General features: G+C 70.8%; 14 protein-coding genes. 3 read left to right on the top strand and 11 right to left on the bottom strand.

The genetic code is table 11. The features are described 5' to 3' along the window. Positions 1–36: 36 nt before the first annotated feature. From GN153_RS05675 to glpA, 8 genes are all read right to left on the bottom strand, one after another. A complete protein-coding gene (locus GN153_RS05675) occupies positions 37–1,503 on the bottom strand; it encodes a branched-chain amino acid ABC transporter permease (RefSeq protein ID WP_159900690.1) in 1,467 nt (488 codons plus the stop codon). 100 nt (positions 1,504–1,603) lie between these two features. Then, positions 1,604–2,599, bottom strand: a complete 996-nt coding sequence (locus tag GN153_RS05670) for a branched-chain amino acid ABC transporter permease (protein WP_159900689.1) — start codon at positions 2,597–2,599, stop codon at positions 1,604–1,606. Then, positions 2,596–3,294 (bottom strand): ABC transporter ATP-binding protein, encoded by a 699-nt coding sequence (locus tag GN153_RS05665; protein ID WP_159900687.1) that lies wholly within the window; start codon positions 3,292–3,294, stop codon positions 2,596–2,598. Before GN153_RS05665 ends, GN153_RS05670 begins: the two co-directional genes overlap by 4 nt. After that, complete coding sequence (locus tag GN153_RS05660; protein ID WP_159900685.1) at positions 3,291–4,088, bottom strand: ABC transporter ATP-binding protein; 798 nt, start codon at positions 4,086–4,088, stop codon at positions 3,291–3,293. The genes GN153_RS05665 and GN153_RS05660 overlap by 4 nt, the downstream gene beginning before the upstream one ends. 1 nt (position 4,089) lies before the next feature. Further along, positions 4,090–5,577 (bottom strand): ABC transporter substrate-binding protein, encoded by a 1,488-nt coding sequence (locus tag GN153_RS05655; RefSeq protein ID WP_159900683.1) that lies wholly within the window; start codon positions 5,575–5,577, stop codon positions 4,090–4,092. Between the two features lie 72 nt (positions 5,578–5,649). After that, positions 5,650–6,447 (bottom strand): alpha/beta fold hydrolase, encoded by a 798-nt coding sequence (locus GN153_RS05650; RefSeq protein ID WP_159900681.1) that lies wholly within the window; start codon positions 6,445–6,447, stop codon positions 5,650–5,652. Between the two features lie 32 nt (positions 6,448–6,479). Beyond that, positions 6,480–7,751, bottom strand: a complete 1,272-nt coding sequence (gene glpB, locus GN153_RS05645) for a glycerol-3-phosphate dehydrogenase subunit GlpB (RefSeq protein ID WP_159900679.1) — start codon at positions 7,749–7,751, stop codon at positions 6,480–6,482. Then, complete coding sequence (glpA, locus tag GN153_RS05640; protein WP_159900677.1) at positions 7,748–9,490, bottom strand: anaerobic glycerol-3-phosphate dehydrogenase subunit GlpA; 1,743 nt, start codon at positions 9,488–9,490, stop codon at positions 7,748–7,750. The genes glpB and glpA overlap by 4 nt, the downstream gene beginning before the upstream one ends. Positions 9,491–9,620: 130 nt before the next feature. Between glpA and GN153_RS17765 the strand changes: the two genes are divergently transcribed. Genes GN153_RS17765 through GN153_RS05625 form a run of 3 tightly spaced genes read left to right on the top strand, consistent with a single transcriptional unit; the run spans position 9,621 to position 15,207 of the window. Then, on the top strand, positions 9,621–11,393 hold the full coding sequence (locus GN153_RS17765; protein ID WP_159900675.1) for a type II/IV secretion system ATPase subunit: 1,773 nt from the start codon (positions 9,621–9,623) through the stop codon (positions 11,391–11,393). A gap of 3 nt (positions 11,394–11,396) precedes the next feature. Next, positions 11,397–13,580 (top strand): type II secretion system F family protein, encoded by a 2,184-nt coding sequence (locus GN153_RS05630; RefSeq protein WP_159900673.1) that lies wholly within the window; start codon positions 11,397–11,399, stop codon positions 13,578–13,580. A gap of 1 nt (position 13,581) precedes the next feature. Continuing rightward, on the top strand, positions 13,582–15,207 hold the full coding sequence (locus GN153_RS05625) for a type IV pilin (protein WP_159900672.1): 1,626 nt from the start codon (positions 13,582–13,584) through the stop codon (positions 15,205–15,207). Between the two features lie 30 nt (positions 15,208–15,237). On the opposite strand, the gene GN153_RS05620 is transcribed toward GN153_RS05625, so the two are convergent. Genes GN153_RS05620 through GN153_RS05610 form a run of 3 tightly spaced genes read right to left on the bottom strand, consistent with a single transcriptional unit; the run spans position 15,238 to position 17,774 of the window. Then, positions 15,238–16,185 (bottom strand): ROK family protein, encoded by a 948-nt coding sequence (locus tag GN153_RS05620; RefSeq protein ID WP_159900671.1) that lies wholly within the window; start codon positions 16,183–16,185, stop codon positions 15,238–15,240. A gap of 53 nt (positions 16,186–16,238) precedes the next feature. Next, on the bottom strand, positions 16,239–17,297 hold the full coding sequence (locus GN153_RS05615; RefSeq protein WP_159900670.1) for a phosphotransferase family protein: 1,059 nt from the start codon (positions 17,295–17,297) through the stop codon (positions 16,239–16,241). A 3-nt stretch (positions 17,298–17,300) separates the two neighbouring features. Continuing rightward, complete coding sequence (locus GN153_RS05610) at positions 17,301–17,774, bottom strand: hypothetical protein (RefSeq protein WP_159900669.1); 474 nt, start codon at positions 17,772–17,774, stop codon at positions 17,301–17,303. Between the last annotated feature and the right edge of the window lie 43 nt (positions 17,775–17,817).

The raw sequence follows: 17,817 nt of genomic DNA, 5'->3' as shown, positions 1-17,817 counted from the left end.
TTTTAGGTTCACCAAAAACAGGCCGGACGAGCGGCTTCAGCGGCCGAGGCGCCGGCGTCCGCGGCCGACGGCTCCGGCCAGCAGGTCGCCGAAGCGGTGGCTCAGTTTCCCCCCGGCGTAGATCCGGAGCGTCCCGAGCAGCCCGCCGGGGACGAAGAGGATGAAGAGGATGAAGACCGTGCCCGTGTACATCTGGGCCTGGCCGGTCAGCCAGATGTCGATGACGCCGTTCAGGTTCGTCCCGAACACCTCCGTGGACTGGAGCGTCTCCGCCCCCAGGAGGTCGCCGAGGAACGGTTTGATGTCGCGGTCGAAGACCTCGACGAGGTTCTCGTCGAACAGCGTCCCGTAGAACGGGCCGGCCAGGGTCCCGATCCCGCCGATGATGGTCGCGATCAGCGCCGGCCCGGCGCGCTCGAGCACGCCGAAGGCGGTCGCGGCGTTTGCCTGGTGGGCCCAGCCGGCCTGCAACACGCCCGCGAGTGCACCGAACGCCGCGCTGATCGCGAAGGCGGCGTTCTTGTAGTAGTAGGTGTTGATGCCGATGGCGCTCGCCCGTTCCTCGTTTTCCCTGATCGCGAGCATCACCCGCCCGAACGGGGAGTTGAGGATCCGCTGCATGATGAAGTAGGAGACGACGACCACGACCCCGACCGCGAGGTACGAGGAGGTCAGCGGGATGAGCTGGATCTCCGCCGGGACGTAGGGACCGACGACGGGCAGGCTGCTGACGACGCCGATGAGCGTCCCCAGTATCGGCACGTCGTTCAGTATCACCTGCGACCCCCGGAAGGGGATGAGGTTCACCCCGCCGACGAAGGGCAGGCCGATGATCCAGTCGAGGTCGCCCCCGGTAACCTGCAGCCCCGTCTCGCCGATGTAGCCGACGACGATGAAGCGGGCGAGTTCGGCGACGCCGAGGGTGATCATCGCGAAGTAGACGCCGGTCAGCCGGAAGGAGACCCCGCCGATGAGCACCGCCAGAAGCATCGCCAGCACCATCGCGCCGAGCATCACCTGCATCAGCGGCGTTTGCGGGCCGAAAAACGAGAGTACCGGGATGTTTGCACTCGCGAACGCGTCGGCGCGGGCGCCCAGCACCATCATCACCCCGGTGCCGAAAAACAGCGAGTGCCCGAAGGAGAGATACCCCGTGTACCCGCTGATGAAATCGAAGGAGATCGCAAACAGCGCGAGGATGAGCACCTCGAACATCAGCGACTCCTGGGGGAGCAGCAGCCGCAATACGCCCACGGTTCCCTCCCCGCCGCTGGGCTGGACGATGCTGTAGACCCCGGGATAGATGAACACGAGGAGGATCACGAGGATGTGCAGCAGGTGGTTCCGGAGCATCGGGCCGACCCAGGAGGGGTCACGGAGCCAGGAGAACCCCCGCCGCGACACCGCGCCCTCCGTCGGGCTCCTGAGGACGGCCGCCGTCCCGGCGGCGAGATAGCCCAGCCGGTCCGTGGCTCCGGACAGCCGTCCTCCCTCGGCCGGCACCGCTTCGTCCGGTCCCGCGTCGCCGGCCGGCGGCCCGTCAGTTCCGCCTCCCTCGCGGTCGTCCGACTCCGGGTCGCCCGGGTCGCCCGGGTCCTCGGAGCTAATGGCCCCCCACCTCCTCCTCGCCGAGGATCCCGGTCGGACGGACGACCAGCGTCACGACCAGCAGAATGAACAGGAGCATCTGGGGCAGCGAGACGAAGTCGAAGACGTTCGTCGAGAGGAGCACGCCGAACTCGAAGAAGAAGCCGGCGACGGCCGCGGCCACGACGGTTCCGGTGAAGGTGCCGAGGCCGCCGACGACCACGACGATGAACGCCGGGAGTAGCGCCTGGGCGCCGATGGCGACGGTCACGTTGTAGGTGCTCTGCCAGATGAGGAAGGTCCCGGCGACGCCGGCCAGCCCCGACCCGATGCCGAACACGACCGTGAACACCCGCCGGATGTCGATCCCCAGCGCCTCTGCCATCTCGTCGTCCTCGCTGCCCGCGCGGATGTACAGGCCGTACCGGGTCCGGGTGAGAAAGAGGTAGACCCCGGCGACGACGACCGCCCCGACGAGGATCTCCATCAGGACGACCCCGTCGATGCCGAGGCCGGCGACGTCGACGGTGCCTCCGAAGATCTCCGGGCCGTAGGTCGCGGGCTCGGGCCAGGGAGTCTGGGCCTGGTTGCTCGTCCCCGCGGTGAAGAGGTTGACGAAGACCTCGGTGAGCTGCTGGAGGACCGTCGCCACCCCGAAGGTGAGCAGTATCTGGTCGATCGGGGGCCGGTCGTAGAGCCGGCGAACCAGCCCGAACTCCACGAGCGAGCCGAGCGCCATCAGCCCGACGAACACGAGCACGAACGCGCCCAGAAGCGGGAGAAAGGCCGAAACTCCCGAGGCCTCCGGAGTAGAGAGGAGAAACAGCCCCATCGCCCCCAGGTAGGTACCGATGGTGATGAACGCGCCGTGGGCGAAGTTGAGCACGCCCATCAGCCCGAAGATGAGCGTCAGCCCGCTGGCGAGGATGACGTAGAGGCCGGCCTGACCGAGCCCCTCGATGAACGTCTCGAGCAGGGCGGCCGGGCCGAACTGGAGCACGAGCCCGGTCATGCTGAGAGATGCCTGGTGAGCCGCTCCGATTCGGGGTCGACCTCGGCGGCGTCACCCTCGTCGACGACCTGGCCGTGGTCCAGCACGTAAAAGCGGTCGGCCAGGTCGAGCGCGAGCCGGAGGTTCTGTTCGACGAGCAACACCGCGACCTCCTCACCGACGCGGGCGAGCGCCTCGCCGACGTCGGCGACGATCTGCGGGGCCAGCCCCTCGCTCGGTTCGTCGACCAGCAGCAGCTCGTTGTCGCCGACGAGCCCGCGGGCGATGGCCAGCATCTGCTGTTGGCCACCCGAGAGCGTCCCCGCGTCCTGCTGGCGCCGCTCCTCGAGGATCGGGAACGTCTCGAAGGCCGTCTCGAAGGCCGCCGCCATGTCCGCGCCCGGCGGCACCGCCGCCCGGATGTTCTCCTCGACGGTGAGCGCACCGAACATCCGGCGGTCCTCGGGGATCCAGCCCATCCCGCGCTTGGCGACGTCGCTCGTGCGCTTGCCCACCATCTCCTCGCCGTCGAACCGGACGCTCCCTTCCCGCGGCGGTGTCAACTGCAGGATCGTGCGCATGGTCGTAGTCTTGCCGACGCCGTTGCGTCCGAGCAGGGCGACTACCTCGTCGTCGTTCACGTCGAGCGAGACCCCCTCGAGGATGTGGCTCTCCCCGTAGTAGGTGTGGACGTCCCTGACTTCGAGGAGGCTCACGCGACCCCCTCCCCGTCGACGGCGTCCGCTCTGTCGTCGCCCGCAGCGGCGTCGCCGGCCTCGTAGCCGCCGAGGTACGCCTCCTGGACCCGGGGGTCGCCGCGGACCTCCTCGGGGGCGCCGTCCGCGATGACCGCCCCCTGGTTGAGGACGACGATCCGGTCGCTGACCGTCATCACGATGTCCATGTTGTGTTCGACCAGCAGGACCGCGTGGTCCTCGCTGACTTCCCTGATGAGGTCGATGATCTCGCCGACGCTCTCGGAGGAGACCCCGGCGTTTGGCTCGTCGAGCAGGAGGACGTCCGGGTCGCCGGCCAGCGCGATCCCGACCTCGAGTTTCCGCTTTTCCCCGTGGCTGAGATTCTGAGCGCGCTCCTCGGCCCGGTCGGCCAGCCCGACCCGCTCCAGCACGTCGTGGGCCTCCTCGAGGAACTCCTCGTAGGCCTTGTAGTTGCGCCACAGGGCGACGGAGGCGTTGCTGTGGGCCTGTGCGGCGATCCGGACGTTCTCGAGTACTGTGGTCGTGGGGAAGATGTTCGTGATCTGGAACGACCGGTGGATCCCCATCGAGGCGGTCCGCTCGGGCGAGGTGTCGGTGATGTCGCGGTCCCGAAACCGGATCCGCCCGGCCGTGGGTTCGAGTGCCCCGGTGAGGAGGTTGAAGAAGGTGGTCTTGCCGGCCCCGTTCGGGCCGATCAGCGAGCAGAGTTCCCCCTCACGGAGTTCGAAGTCCACTCCGTCGACGGCCGTGATGCCGCCGAAGCGCTTCGTGAGCCCCTCGGTCGAGAGCATGCTACAGCGAGCAGTTCATCGTCTCGGCGTCGGCCTTGAGCGTGGTCTGGTCCTTCCCGAAGGTCTGGGTTGGCGCCGAGGGCATGAACGGCACGGGGTTGCCCTGGAACTGCCAGAACTCGCCGGCCTCCTCGGTGGTCGGCATCGGGTCCGAGACGGTCATCGGCGAGCGGGCCTGGTTGTTGTACCCCTGGAAGGTGTAGGCGCCCTCGCCTTTCGGGGTGTCCGTGACCGTCAGCCCGCTGAGTTCGTCACGGATGTCCTGGGGGTTCGTCGAGCCCGCGGCCTGTGCCGCCTCGTGGATGGCCGAGGCGCCGGTGAACATCCCGCTGGTAAAGAGGTCGGGGTAGTAGCCGTACTTGTCGGTGTGAATGTCGATGAGCCCGTCGTTGACCTCGTTGTCGTACTGGTTCCAGTGGTACCGGGTCGTGAAGGGCCCGAAGTTCAGGCCGTCGAGTGCCTCCTGGGTCAGTTGTCCATCGAGAGTTTGAGCGATGGTCGCGCCGACCAGGGCAGCCCCGACACGGGTCGTGTAGCCGCCAGCGAAGGCGAAGTCGTACTGGTCGTTGTTCCGGACGAAGGTCCCGACCATGTCCGGCAGCGTCGAGACGGTGAACCCGCCGATGATGGCGTCGACACCCGCGTCGACGGCCTTCTGGAACTGGCCGGGCCAGTCCTCGGCGTAGCCCGGCGGCAGGGCGGTCCGCCCCTCAACCGAGACGCCGTTGTCCTCGAGCACGGACGTGTAGTACTGGTTGACCGACTGCCCGAAGCTGTAGTTGGCGTAGTAGATGTACACCGAACTGATGTCGGTCTCGTTGGCGATGTACTGGCCGCCGCTGAAGGCGTCCATGGCGACGTTCTCGCTCGCGCGGAACGTCTGTGGGTTGCAGAACTGGCTGTCGGCGGTCAGGTTGACCGTCGCAGCCGGCCCCGCCATGTACGGCGTCTGTGAGGGGCCCGCGATATCGCCGGCGACGGTCTGTGCACCCGCGGAGTTGGTCACGCCAGCGAGCATGTCGACGCCCTCGTTGCGCACCAGGTCCCCGGCGAGCGACTGCGCCTCCCCGGGGTCGTTCTGGGAGTCCCGGACCAGGATGTCGTAGGTCACGCCGCCGACCTCGATGGTCGGGTCGTCCGCGAGGCCGTCGGTCCCCGGGATGTTCGCGGGGTCGCCCTTGTAGCCCAGCGCGCTGTAGAAGCCAGCCAGCGCCTGGTTGCCGTAGGGCTGGAGCGCACCCGTGGTTGGCTGGAGCATCCCGATGGTGACCGTCCCCGAGACGCTCTGCTCTGTCGACCCACCGCCGCCTCCGCCCCCGTCACCGTCTCCGCCACCGCCTCCCCCTCCGCCGCCACCGCCGTCGCCACCGTCGCCCTCGGTCTCGGTATCAGTCCCGTCGCCGCCGCCGCTACATCCGGCGAGGCCGACGACCCCTGCTGCACCGAGCGTCTCGAGCACGCGCCTGCGCGTGGCTGTCTCTGGGTCCATAGTCACCGTTCATACCAGTGACGCTCACAAAAAACCCGGGGGATATTGCTAGGACGGCCCCTCGCTGACGGGTCAGGGCAGAAACGCCCGGAGCCGCGCGTTGACGTCGTCGGCCCGCTCGACGAAAAACAGGTGCGAGCCCCCCTCGTCGAAGGTCTCCAGGGTCACATCGGGCAGCCCGTCGGCGAGCAGCCGCCCGTTCTCGACGGGGACGACGCGGTCCCGCTCCCCGTGGAGGACCAGCGCCGGCACTCCGACCTGTTCGAGCCGGTCGCTGGCGTCGAAGGCCTCCACCCCCGCAGCCTGCCACTCCCTGGCGCGGTCGGGGGCGTCCGACGCCAGCCGCCAGTCGACGACCTCGTCGATGAGTTCCTCCTCGGCCGCCCAGAACTCCTCGGTCATCGCGGGCTCCATCTTGTACCGGACCGCCTCGCGCTCGTCGTACTCCTCCGGGACGCCGAACATCCGTTCCAGAGTCGCCTCGGGGATCGGCACCTCCTCGGGGCCGCCCGGTGAGGTACAGAGCAGGGAAAGCGACGCCGCACGGTCGTACTCCAGGGCGTACTGCTGGGCTATCATCCCGCCCATGCTCGCGCCGACGAGGTGGGCCCGGACGACGCCGGCGTCCGCGAGCACCGCCTCGATATCGGCAGCCATCTCCGAGACCGTGTAGGGTCCCTCGGGCACGTCCGAGTCGCCGGTCCCGCGGTTGTCGGGCAACAGGAGGTCGTACTCCCCGAGCCCCTCCCGTTGCCAGTTCCACATCCAGCGCCCGTACCCCAGTCCCTCGACAAGCACGACCGTCTCGCCCTCGGGCGTACCGGCGCGCTCGTAGGCGACCCGGACGCCGTCGCTGTCGGCGTACTCCATACCTCTACCGCGGCGGCCGCGAACTTGAACGTTCAGGCCGCGTCCTCGGCGGCCAGCCGGCCGGCGACGTAGCCGGTCGAAATCGAGACGCCGCTGCCGGATTTCTCGGCCGCGAAATCGTAGCCCCCGAGAACGCTCCCCGCCGCCCGGAGGTTCCCGAACTCCGGCTCCTCCCGCGCGTCCAGCGGCCGGAGCCCGGTGTCGGTCTCGACACCGAACCGGGCGAACGCGTGCTCGCCCAGCGCCGCCTCCGCGGCCCACGCCGAGCGGTCGTCGGGAGCGGGGACGTGACAGCCGAAGACCGGCTCCCGGACCGCCTCGCGCCCGCCCTCGACCCCGCCGCCGACGAGCCCGCCCGTCGCCAGGACGGTCGCCGCCGTCTCCACTCGCGTTGCACCGTCGGGCGTCTCGACGGTCAGCGCCTCGATGTCGCCGTCGGCCGGCTCCGCACCCGTGACGCGGTGCCCGGTGGAGACCGTCACGCCTGCGTCCTCGAGCGCCCCGCGGAGCAGCCCCTCGAGGCGCCGGCCGGGGACGCTCGGCGGGCCGGTCGGGACCTCGAAGACGGGGCTCTCGACGGTGGCCGCGAGTTCGGCCCGGAGTGCCTCGGTGGCGTCGAGCCCGAGCACTGCCGGGACGCCCACCCGGCGGTCGGTGTCGTCGTGCATCAGGATGTCCCGGGAGAGCTCGTCGTGGAACCGCTCGAAGGCCTCCCGCGCGCCGTCGCGCTCGTGGACGTCGTCGAGGGCGGCTGCGAGGTCGGTCGTCTCCGGGATCCCCTCGAGGTCGACCGGGAGGCCGACCGAGGTCCCCCACACCTCGTAGGGAAGCGTCCCGTGGAGCCGGTCGGCCGCGAGCGCCGCGTCGAAGTCGGTGAGCTCCTCGAAGCCCACGAGGGTGGTCCGCTGCTCACGGCTGGCGACCCCCGGCGCGACCGTCGCGGGGTAGCGGGCCGTCGGTTTGAGGTTTCCCAGGTGTGTGGGGACCAGCGCGTTGCGGTCGGTGCCGGCGCCCGCGTAGGCCCCGTCGGCCACGTCGTCGAACAGCGCCAGCGCCTCGCGGACCGCGTCGACGCCCACAGTTCGATAGGGGTGCTCGTCGGGGAGTCGTGGAATAGCGACGAAGGGGTCGGCGACCGGTCCCTCGCCGCCCGGCGTGTAGCCGAGCACGTCCACGAGCCCGCTCGCGGCCCGGAGGCTGGTCTCTCCGGCGGTCAGCAGGCGGACGGTGACGTCGCGGTGACGGGCGGCCGCGAGGGCGGCGACGGCGCCGGCGAGCCCCCCGCCGACGACAGTTACCGTCACGCCTCCGACCCTCCACGTTCGTCGGCCTCCGCCTCCCCCTCCCCGCGGCTCCCGGGTCCCGGGTCGAAGGCGTCCAGGTTCGGCGTCTCGACCGGATGGTCGCGGTTCATCGTCGTCGCGTGCAGCGCGTAGCTCCCCATCGCCCGCGAGAGCTGCTCGCCCCAGAGAACGTGTCGCTGGCCCGCCCACCGCTCCCCGTAGAACGCCGACAGCGACCGGTCGACCTGGTCGAGGTCGTGTTCGGGCCGCAACAGCCCGGCGACGCGGTGGGCACACCGGGCCCCCTGGCAGTCGCCGGTCCCGACGCCGGTGCGTCGCCGGACCGCGTCGAGGTCGGTCTCGAAGACGGCCTCGGCGTCCATCGCGGCCTCGACCTCGCCGCGAGTCACCCGCTTGCAGGGGCAGACGGCGGGGTTGGGACCGAGCGGCTCGAGCACCTCCGGCGCGCGCTCGCCCCAGCGGTCGTGGACCCGCTCCAGGGTCGCCGCGTCGACGTCGAAGGTCGCCAGCTGCTCCGGGTCGGCCTCCTCCCCCCCGGGAAGCGGGATCTCGTCGGTTCGGCAGGGGCGGTCGATACCGAACTTCCCGCAGACGTGGTCCGCGACCCGCTCGGCCATCAGCCGGTGGGTCGTCAGCTTCCCCCCGACGACGGTACTCATCCCCCAGAGCCCGTCCCGGTCCTCGTGGTCCAGCAGGACGAAGTCCCGCGTCAGGTCGCCGGGACCGCCGTCGTCCACTCCCTCCTCGCTCTGACCCGCACCCTCGCCGCCGGCCGGGTCGTACAGCGGCCGGACGCCCCAGTACGCCCGCAACGAGCGGGCGTCCGCGAGGGCCGGAACCACGGGCGAGAGTTCATCGAACAGCAGGTCGACCTCCCGGTTCTCGCGGGCGTAGCCGTCGGGGTCTTCGACCGCCACGTCGGTCGTCCCGAGGATCGAGACGTCGCCGTGAGGGACGAGGATGTCGCCCTGCCCGCGGGGCCGGCAGCGGTTGACGACCGTGTCGACGTGGCGGTCGGCGGCGACGACCATCGCGCCCTTCGAGGCCCGGACCGGCACCTCCACGCCGGCCATCGCCGCCACCTTCCCGGCCCAGGCGCCGGTCGCGTTGACGACGTAGTCGGCGTCGATGTCGACGACGTCACCGGGCATCGGCTCGCCGGGCGTGGTCGGGTCGTGCTCGCGGACCCGGACCCCACGAACGGCGCCGTCCTCGACGTCCACGTCGACCACTTCCGCGTGGGTCAGGACGGTCGCGCCGTAGCTCCCGGCGTCGCTCGCCAGCGCCTCCGTCAGCCGGAACGGGTCGACCCCCGCATCGGGGACGGCGAAGGCGCGCTCGATTTCCCCGGAGAGCCCCGGCTCGCGGTCGCGGGCCTCCGGGCCGGTCAGCTCCTCGGCCGGGATCCCCACCTCGTCGCAGGCGTCCAGCCGGGCCTCGAAGTGGCCGTCGGGGTCCTCCGGGCGCTCGACGAACAGCCCGCCGGTGTCCTCGATGAAGTGGCCCGCCACCTCCCGGAGGACGCGGTTCTCGGCGAGACAGTCGGCGGCGCTGTCGGGGTCAGAGAGAGCGTAGCGAGCCCCGCTGTGTAGCAGGCCGTGCATCCCGCCGGTCGCCCCGCTGGTCAGCGCCCCCCGCTCGACGAGCGTTACCTCCAGGCCCCGCATGGCGAGGTCGCGCGCGACCCCGACGCCGGTCGTGCCCCCGCCGACCACGGCGACGTGTGGCGTGTAGCCCATTCGCCCGAAAGGGAGTGGGCGGCACACTTAGCCCCTTTCCCTCCGCAGCGACGGCCCGGGTGTGGCCGGACGGCGCGGCGGGTCGGGTTTTTATATCACCCCAGCACAGTAGTGGAGCCATCGGCAGAGCATGAGTGAGGAGAGTCAGCCGCCTGACCACCGCGACGGCGGGGGCGGGTTCGTTCTCGATGAGATCGACGCCGGGGTGGCCGACCGGGCGATGGACGGGGTGCTCGAGGGCCGCCGGGAGGTCCGGACGGTGCCCGGCGAGGAGGTCGAGGAGGCGGTTCTCGATGACGTCCTCTCGCACTTCGAGACGGAGTACGACCCGGCCGAACTGGGCGTGGCCGCCCCGGACCCTGGGGCGGTGCGCGGGCAGTGGTTCGACTTCGAGTATCTCGAAGAGTTCGAGGTCGTCTCCTGGCGCTGGTCGGTGCGCCCTTACTCCTACACGGCGATCCTCTACGACCCGGCGGCAAACGAGCACCGCTACCACGTGGCTACCCCCTCGTTGACCGAGTTCGAACAGTACGTCCGGGAGGACCTGACCCGGTCGCTCCGGCAGGACCTGATGCACCACGACATCGGGCCCGACGAGAAACGGGGTGACGTGTTCGGCGCGGAGATCGGCCGCATCCTCGACGAACACGCCGCCGCCGTCCCCCCATCGACGTTGCTTCGGGTGGTCTACTATCTCCAGCGGGACTTCGTGCGCTACGGGCGGGTCGACCCGCTGATGCACGACCCCGAGATCGAGGATATCTCCTGTGACGGCGCGGACGTGCCGCTGTTCGTCTACCACGGCATCTACCGGGACCTCGAGACCAACCTCTCGTTCCCGCAGGAGCGCCTGGACGCGTTCGTGACCCGGCTGGCCCAGCGGGCGGGCAAGTCGCTAACGGCCGCTGACCCGCTGCTGGACGTCAGTCTCCCGGACGGCTCGCGGGCGCAGTTCACGCTCGGGAACGACGTCAGCCTCCGGGGGTCGACGTTCACCATCAGGCGGTTCTCCGAGGACCCGCTCACCCCGACCGACCTGGTCGACTTCGGAACCTTCGGGCTCGACCAGATGGCGTATCTGTGGCTGCTCGTCGAGAACGGGAAGTCGGTGATGTTCGCCGGCGGCACCGGCTCGGGCAAGACCACTTCGCTGAACGCCATCTCCTATTTCATCCCGCCGGGAAACAAGATCGTCTCCATCGAGGACACCCCGGAGGTCCGGCTCCCCCACCAGAACTGGGTCCGGAACGTGACACGTCCCTCCTCGGTCGCCGAGGGCCAGGGAGCGGTCACGATGTTCGACCTCCTCGAATCGGCGCTGCGCCAGCGCCCCGAGTTCCTGCTGGTCGGGGAGATCCGGGCGAACCCACAGGTCGCGTTCACCTTCTTCCAGGCGATCTCGACGGGACACACCGCCTACACGACGTTCCACGCTGACTCCGCGGAGAGCGTGATGCGCCGGCTCGAGAACGAGCCGCTGAACATCCCCGCGCAGATGGTCGGCAGCCTCGACGTCATCTCGGTCCAGCGGCAGGTCCAGACCGAGGACGGCCGGCTCCGGCGCAACCACCGCCTGGTCGAGGTCACACCGAAGCAAGACGGCTCCGGCGTCCGGACCCGCGAGGTGTTCGGCCGGGACCCGGCGACGGACAGCTTCGAGCAGCTCGCGCCCTCGACCCTGCTCGAGGAGGTGCAGTACGAGCGGGGCTGGGACGACGACCGGCTCCGACGGGAACTGTCCCTGCGCCAGGAGGTGTTGCGGTATATGCGCCGGGAGGGGATCAGCCACCACGATGACGTGGGCCGGGTGATCCACACCTTCCAGCGCAGCCCGGAGTCGGTGGTCGAACAGCTCCGGGACGGCACACTCGAACCCGCGGAACTCACCCCCCGGGACGGCTGAGCGATGGGTGACGACGACCAACCCCCCGACGCGGGCGAGGGCACAGCTTCCGCCGGCGGGCACGGAGCGGACGCGGAGGGCACCGACGGGACCGACCCTGCCCGCGACGAGGACGAGTACTGGGCGAGATACGGCGAGCATCCCGAGCAGGAAGCGGAGCCGGCGGCGGAGTTCCAGGCCGGGTACGGCGGGAACCAGCAGACGGAGCGAGCCCTCCAGGGCCAGGAGCCTGCCGCGGGTCTGCGGGACCTCAGCCGCGCGGACCTGCGGGAGCACTACGGCCCGTTCCGGACGCTGTTCAAGCAACGCGAAGGGGTTTACACCGGCTTTCAACGCCGCCTCCAGCAGGCCCGGGTGGGCGAGACCTTCGACCAGTATCTCGCCAGGCTCGTCAGGCGGATGGCGTACATCGTCGCGGCCAGCGCGGTGGTCGGCGTCATCGCGGGGCTGTCCGTCCTGGTGCTCGGGCCCGGCTCGCTCCCGGGCCCGCTCGCAACGCAGGCGCTGTCCGGACCGGCGCTCGCCGGCGTCACGCTGGCGCTGTGTGTCGGTGCCGGTCTGCTCGGCGCCGGACTCTACTGGGTCTGGCACCGGGTGCTCAAGCTCCGGCTCAGGGTCGCGGGGCGACGGCGGGACATCGCCTACAACCTCCCGTACGCGGTCACGTTCATGTTCGCGCTGTCACGGGCAGGCGTGGGTTTCGACCGGGTGGTGACCCGGCTGGCGGACTCGACGGAGACCTACGGGGCTGCCGCCGAGGAGTTCGACCGCGTGGTCCGTGATGTCGAGATGTTCGGCAACGACATCTATACCGGGCTGGAGAACCTCCGGACGGTCACCCCCAGCGACGAACTGCGCCGTGTCGCGGACGACATCACCGTGGTCCTGGAGACCGGCGGCGACCTCGCGGAGTATCTTCACGACGAGATCGACGACCAGCTGGAGAACGCGGTCGCCGAGCAGGAGTCGTTCATCGAACAGCTGGAGCTGCTGAGCGAGGTGTTCGTCGTCGGCTTCGTCGCCGCCCCGCTGTTCGTGCTGGTCGTCCTGCTGGTGGTCGCCTTCCTCGGTGCCGGAACACTGACCGCGATGGCCGCGGTCGTTTACGTCGTCGTCCCGCTCGGGCTCGTCGGGTTCTACGTCCTCGTCGACGCCGTGAGCGGGCCGTTCAAGGAGCGCGCCGTCTCGTTCACGCCGGGACGGCAGTCCGGCTCACCGCCGCCGGCGGGCGAGGACGACCCGGAGTGGCGGGCGGCCTACGAGCGCGCCCGGGAACACACCAGCTTCCGCGATCGGGTCCGCGAGACGGTCGCCGGAGTCGGCGACGAACCCTGGCGGGTGTTCCTGTTCTCGGTGCCCGTGGCGGCGCTGCTCCCAGTCGTTGCCGTCCTGGCCGGCGTGGCCGCGCCGACGCTGCCGGCGCTGGTCGCCGACCCGGTGGGTGTCACGACCGCGCTCGCGGTGGTCCCGGTCCTGGTCGCCGTCACTCCGGTCGCAGTAGTGCACGAGTACCGCCGCCGCCAGGAGCGGGCGCTTCAGGAGCGGTTTCCGGCGCTGCTCGAGATGCTGGCGACGGGCAACCGCCGTGGCCTCTCGCTGGCCCGTGGGCTTGACATCGTCGCCGACTCCGCCTCCGGTCGGCTGGCGACGGAACTCCAGCGGCTCCGCAACGACATCAAGTGGAACGCCGACCTGCCGGGGGCCTTCGAGGCCTTCGGCGACCGGCTCGTCTCGCCGACCCTGACGCGGACGGTCAAGCTGCTCGCGGAGGGCAGCCGCGCGACCAGCGACCTCTATCTGGTGTTGGACGTGGCAGCCACCGACATCGCCGAGCGGGTCCGGCTGCGCCGCGAGCGCCGGCGGACCCTCCAGACGTATCTCGTGATCGTGGTGGTCGGCTTCCTGGTCTACCTGCTCGTCGTTCTCCTGCTGGCTGCGAACTTCCTCGAACCCGTCGAGGCGGCCAGCGCCAGCGTGGCGACTGCCGGCGCCGCCGCGAGCGGGCCGGTCAGCCTCGCGGCCATCCCAGTCGAGAAACTCCGGGTGGTCCTCTTTCACTCGGCGCTGATCCAGGGCTTTGGCAGCGGCCTGCTCGCCGGAAAGCTCGCGGAGAACAGCATCTACAGCGGGATCAAGTACGGCATCGGGCTGGTCGTGGTGGCCGTCATCGCGTTCACGGTGGTCTGAGATGAGCGAGAACACTCCCCTCCGGCGTCGGCGCCCGGGGACCCGTGCCGTCTCGCCCGTCATCGGGGCGGTGCTGATGCTCGCGCTCGCGCTCGTCCTGCTCGCGGTCCTCCAGTCCACGGCCATCCCTGCCCTGAACGCACAGGAGGAGTTCCGGCACAACCAGGAGGCACAGACCGACCTCGTCGAACTCGAATCGACTGTCGACCGGGTCGCCGCCGTCGGGACGGGCGAGACGGGGACAGTGGCTGTCGGCTACCGCTACCCGCCACGCCTGCTGTTCATCAATCCGCCGCCGGTCACCGGGACCCTCCGGACGACAGACCCCGGGGAGGTGACGGTCACAAACGCCACCACGTCCGGCGAGACCGGCGACTACTGGACCGGCGGAAACCGGACGTTCGAAACCACGACGCTCGTCTATACCCCGTCCTACAACGAGTACGAGGACGCCCCGGTGACCGTCTACGAGCCCTGGGCGGTCTACAACCGGGACCGCGGGCAGACGCTGGCGCTGACGCCGACGGACCTCGTCGACGGCCGCCGGGTCTCGCTGGTCGCGCTCAACGGCGACCTCTCGGCCTCGGGGACGGGCACCGAGAGCGTGGAACTGGCCCCGAACAGCGCGCCCGTAAAAACGGTGACCGTCCGCAACGACACCGGTCCGATGCGGGTGACGGTGCCGACCGAGCTCCGCCGGGACGAGTGGGTCGACCTGCTGGACGACGAGTTCGACCCCGCGGGCACGGACCCCGATGCCTACGTGCGGGCTGTCGACTGCCAGCAGGCACCACCTGCACCCTGTGGCGAACTCACGCTGACCTTCGAGCCCGGGAGCTACGAACTCGCGCTCGGGGAGGTCGCCGTCGGCCCCGACGCCAGCCGCGAGGGGCCAGCCTACCTCACCGACGTCGGGGGTACCGGCGGGTCCGTCGCCGAGGGCGGCCGACAGCGGCTCGTCGTCGAGGCCCGGGACCGGTTCGACAACCCCGTCAGCGGCGTGTCGGTCTCCGCTGTTGTCGAAAACGGGCCGGGCAGCGTGCGGCCGGCCGGAGCGGCTACCGGCACCGACGGCCGGGCCGCGTTCGTCTACGAGGCGCCCGCCGACGTCGACAGCTCCGGTGAGGTCACCGTCACCGCGCGGTTCAGCGATGGACAGCAGCGGGCCGTGAGCTTCGACCTCCGGGTCGTCGACCTCGCTGGGAGCGGGACAGGGGACGGAGGGAATGGGTCCGACGGGGGCGGTGGAACTGACGGCGAGCGCACCAGCGCCTCGGCCGTGACCGGCGTCGCGGGTTCGGTCGACAGCCGGAACATCGGCGGTCGGAACCGGGGCCGGGAGGCCTCGTTCAGTATCACGGCCGCGGAGCCGGTGACGGTCACCGGCTTCTCGGTGACGACGCGGGACGACTTGGAGGGGCGGCCCTTCAAGGACCGCGGGACGACCTTCGACGGCGGCGGACTGCCGGTGACCGTCGAGGGTGAGACGGTCGTCGCGCTCCGCGACATCGACGCGAGCGCCGACCTCGGCGTGAGCGAGTTCGTCGACCCGACCGACCCCGAGGCTGACGTCATCGTCGTTCTCGAGTTCGCCGACGGCAGTACGAAGGCCATCGGGATCGCGTGACGGCCGCCGGGTACGTGACGCGTCGGAGGGTTACGGTCCGCCGTCGGGGTCGCCGGTCCCGCCGGTCAGCGCGGCGGCGACCGCCCCCTTCAGGACCGCGTCCTCGCCCAGGCTGGCAAGCCGGACCGTCGGCGCGTCGACAGCCAGCAGGTCGGGCAACCGCTCGCGGACCGGGCCCAGCACCGCGTCGGGGTTGTTGACTGCGATGGCGCCGCCGAACACGACCACCGCCGGGTCGAAGGCGTGGACCGTGGCCGCGACGCCGAGCGCGTTGTAGGCTCCGAGCCGGTCGCGAACGCGCGCGGCCAGCGGGTCGTCGGCCTCGAAGACCGTTCTGGCGTCCAGGTCCGCCAGGTCGAGACCCGTCTCGACGCCCTCGGCCCGTGCGACCTCGCGCGCGAAGCCCGGGACAGACTGCCCGCCCGCGTAGGCCTCCCAGTGGCCGGGACCGCCACAGCCACACTCGCGGCCGCCGGGCTCGACGACGACGTGGCCCATCTCGGCAGCGTTGCCCCGGTGGCCCCGGAGCGGCCGGCCGTCGACGATGGCGCCGGCGCCCACGCCCGTCGAGAGGGTGACGTAGGTGAGATCCGGCCCGCCGTCGGCCAAGTAGCGCTCGCCGACCGCTCCCGCCACGCAGTCGTTGACGAGCAGGACCTCGCAGCCACAGCGGTCCTCCAGGGGCGCGACGAGCGGGATCCGTTCGGCCGCGACGTTCGGTGGGTCGTCGGCCGCGCCGGCCGCCCGGTCTAGTGGGCCGATGGAGCCGACGCCGACCGCCGCGAGGTCGTCGGGCGCGACGCCCGCGGCGCCGCAGGCGTCTTCGAGCGTGCGGACGACGGCGCGCCCGACCACGTCGCCGTCGCCGGCGGGTGTCTCCGTCCGCGCGCGGCCGCGGACCTCACCCCCGCCGTCGGCGACGACCGCCCGGAGGTTCGTCGCCCCGAGGTCGACCCCGCCGACGAGTCTGCCGGTCACCGCCGGTCACCCGGCTTCTCCCGGCCCGGTCGCCCCTGCTTCCCGCGCACGGCTCAGGTCCGGTCCTCGCGGACGATGGCGAGCATATCCTCGACCAGCCCGGGGACGATGTACTGGAACCACGCGCTGCGGACGTCGTCGGTGTCCCCCTGCCGGAACTGGTGGACGCCCGAGAGCCCGATGGTCATCATCACGAACGCGGAGAAAGCGCGCCAGTAGCGGACCCGCTCGCGGTTGACGGTCCGGCCGGACCGGCGCTCGTACTCGTCGTAGAGGTACTCCCGCTCGAGCAGCGAGCAGGCGAGTTCTGGGCGTTCGGTGGGCTCGATGAGCTTGCCGGCGAAGTACTGCAGGCTCGCGTAGCCCAGGTCGTACAGCGGGTCACCGACCCGGGCCAGCTCCCAGTCGAGTACCGCAGTCAGGTCGTCGCCGTCGACGAGCATGTTGCCGATCCGGAAGTCGCCGTGGACCAGCGTCGTCTCCGGCACCTCGGGCTTGTTGGCCCGGAACCACCGGATGCACTCCTCGACGGCCGGCTCCGGCCTGACCGTCGATTCCCGGTACACCTCCACCCACCGGTCTATCTCCCGGTCGACGACCGCCTCGGCCGGGACGTTCTCCAGGGCCGGCACGTCTTCGGGAGCGACCTCGTGGACGCCGACGGCGGCGTCGACGAACTGGTCGGGGAGGTCGCTGTCGCCGTCCCAGGCCTCCTGGAGGTGTGCCCGCTGGTCGCGGTCCCAGACCACCGGCGCGTCGCCGGGGCGGTGGTCGACGACGAAGAACTTCCCGCCCATCACCGACCGGTCGCCCTCGAACCACCGCGTCGTCGGGACCGGAACGGGGGCGTCCTGTGCGGCGTCCATCGTCCGGTACTCCGTCTCGATGTCGTTGCCCTCGCTGCGCCGTCCGCTCTCGACCTGGGCGTCGCTCTCCGCACGGACGACGAAACGCTGCTCGTGCTCCCCCTCGTCGCCCTGCCAGCGAGCGGTGAAGGAGACGGTGTCGCGGGACCACCCCTCGACGTGTTCCTCGAGGTCGGCCACAGTCACGTCCGCGCCGAGTTGCTCGCCGAGAAAGGACGACAGCGCGTCGCCGGTGACGTCGCTCACTGTTCACTCCCCCTCCTCACTCTCCGGCTCGCGGCCGAGCATCCGGAGCTGGCCCTCGGTCCGGGTGTCGAGGAAGTCGTACACCGGCCGCCGTGCCCGCCGGGCGGCATCCCCTTCGAGGTGGGTGTCGACCGCCGCGAGGACGTCGTCGGCCGCCTCGAGCAGCACCTCCTCGCGCTCGCGAACGCCGCCCGGTGCGTCGTCGACGTCGGCGACCGCCGCCTCGACAGCCTCCGCGGCGGGCGTGTCGGCTGTCCGCTCCGTCACGACGTCGAGCGCCTCGCGCAGCGCCCGCTCCTGCTCGTCGACCATCGCCTCCCGGGCCTCGAGTTCGTCGGCGAGAAACCGGAGCGTGCTCGCCATCGACCCGGTCTGTCCGCGGACGAACTCCTCGTCCTCGGCGATGGCCGGCCGGACCGTCGAGAGGGTGAATCCGGAGAACTCCTCCAGCACCGTTTCGGGCCGCAAGTATGGCATGGCGGCCCGCTTCGACCGCCCCCGGTAAATAGATGGCTCCCGG

The organism is Salinirussus salinus (assembly GCF_009831455.1).
Classification (GTDB): Archaea; Halobacteriota; Halobacteria; order Halobacteriales; family Haloarculaceae; genus Salinirussus; species Salinirussus salinus.
The sequence above is the reverse complement of the archived record's forward strand: the minus strand, read 5'-3'. Positions and strand labels throughout refer to the sequence as shown.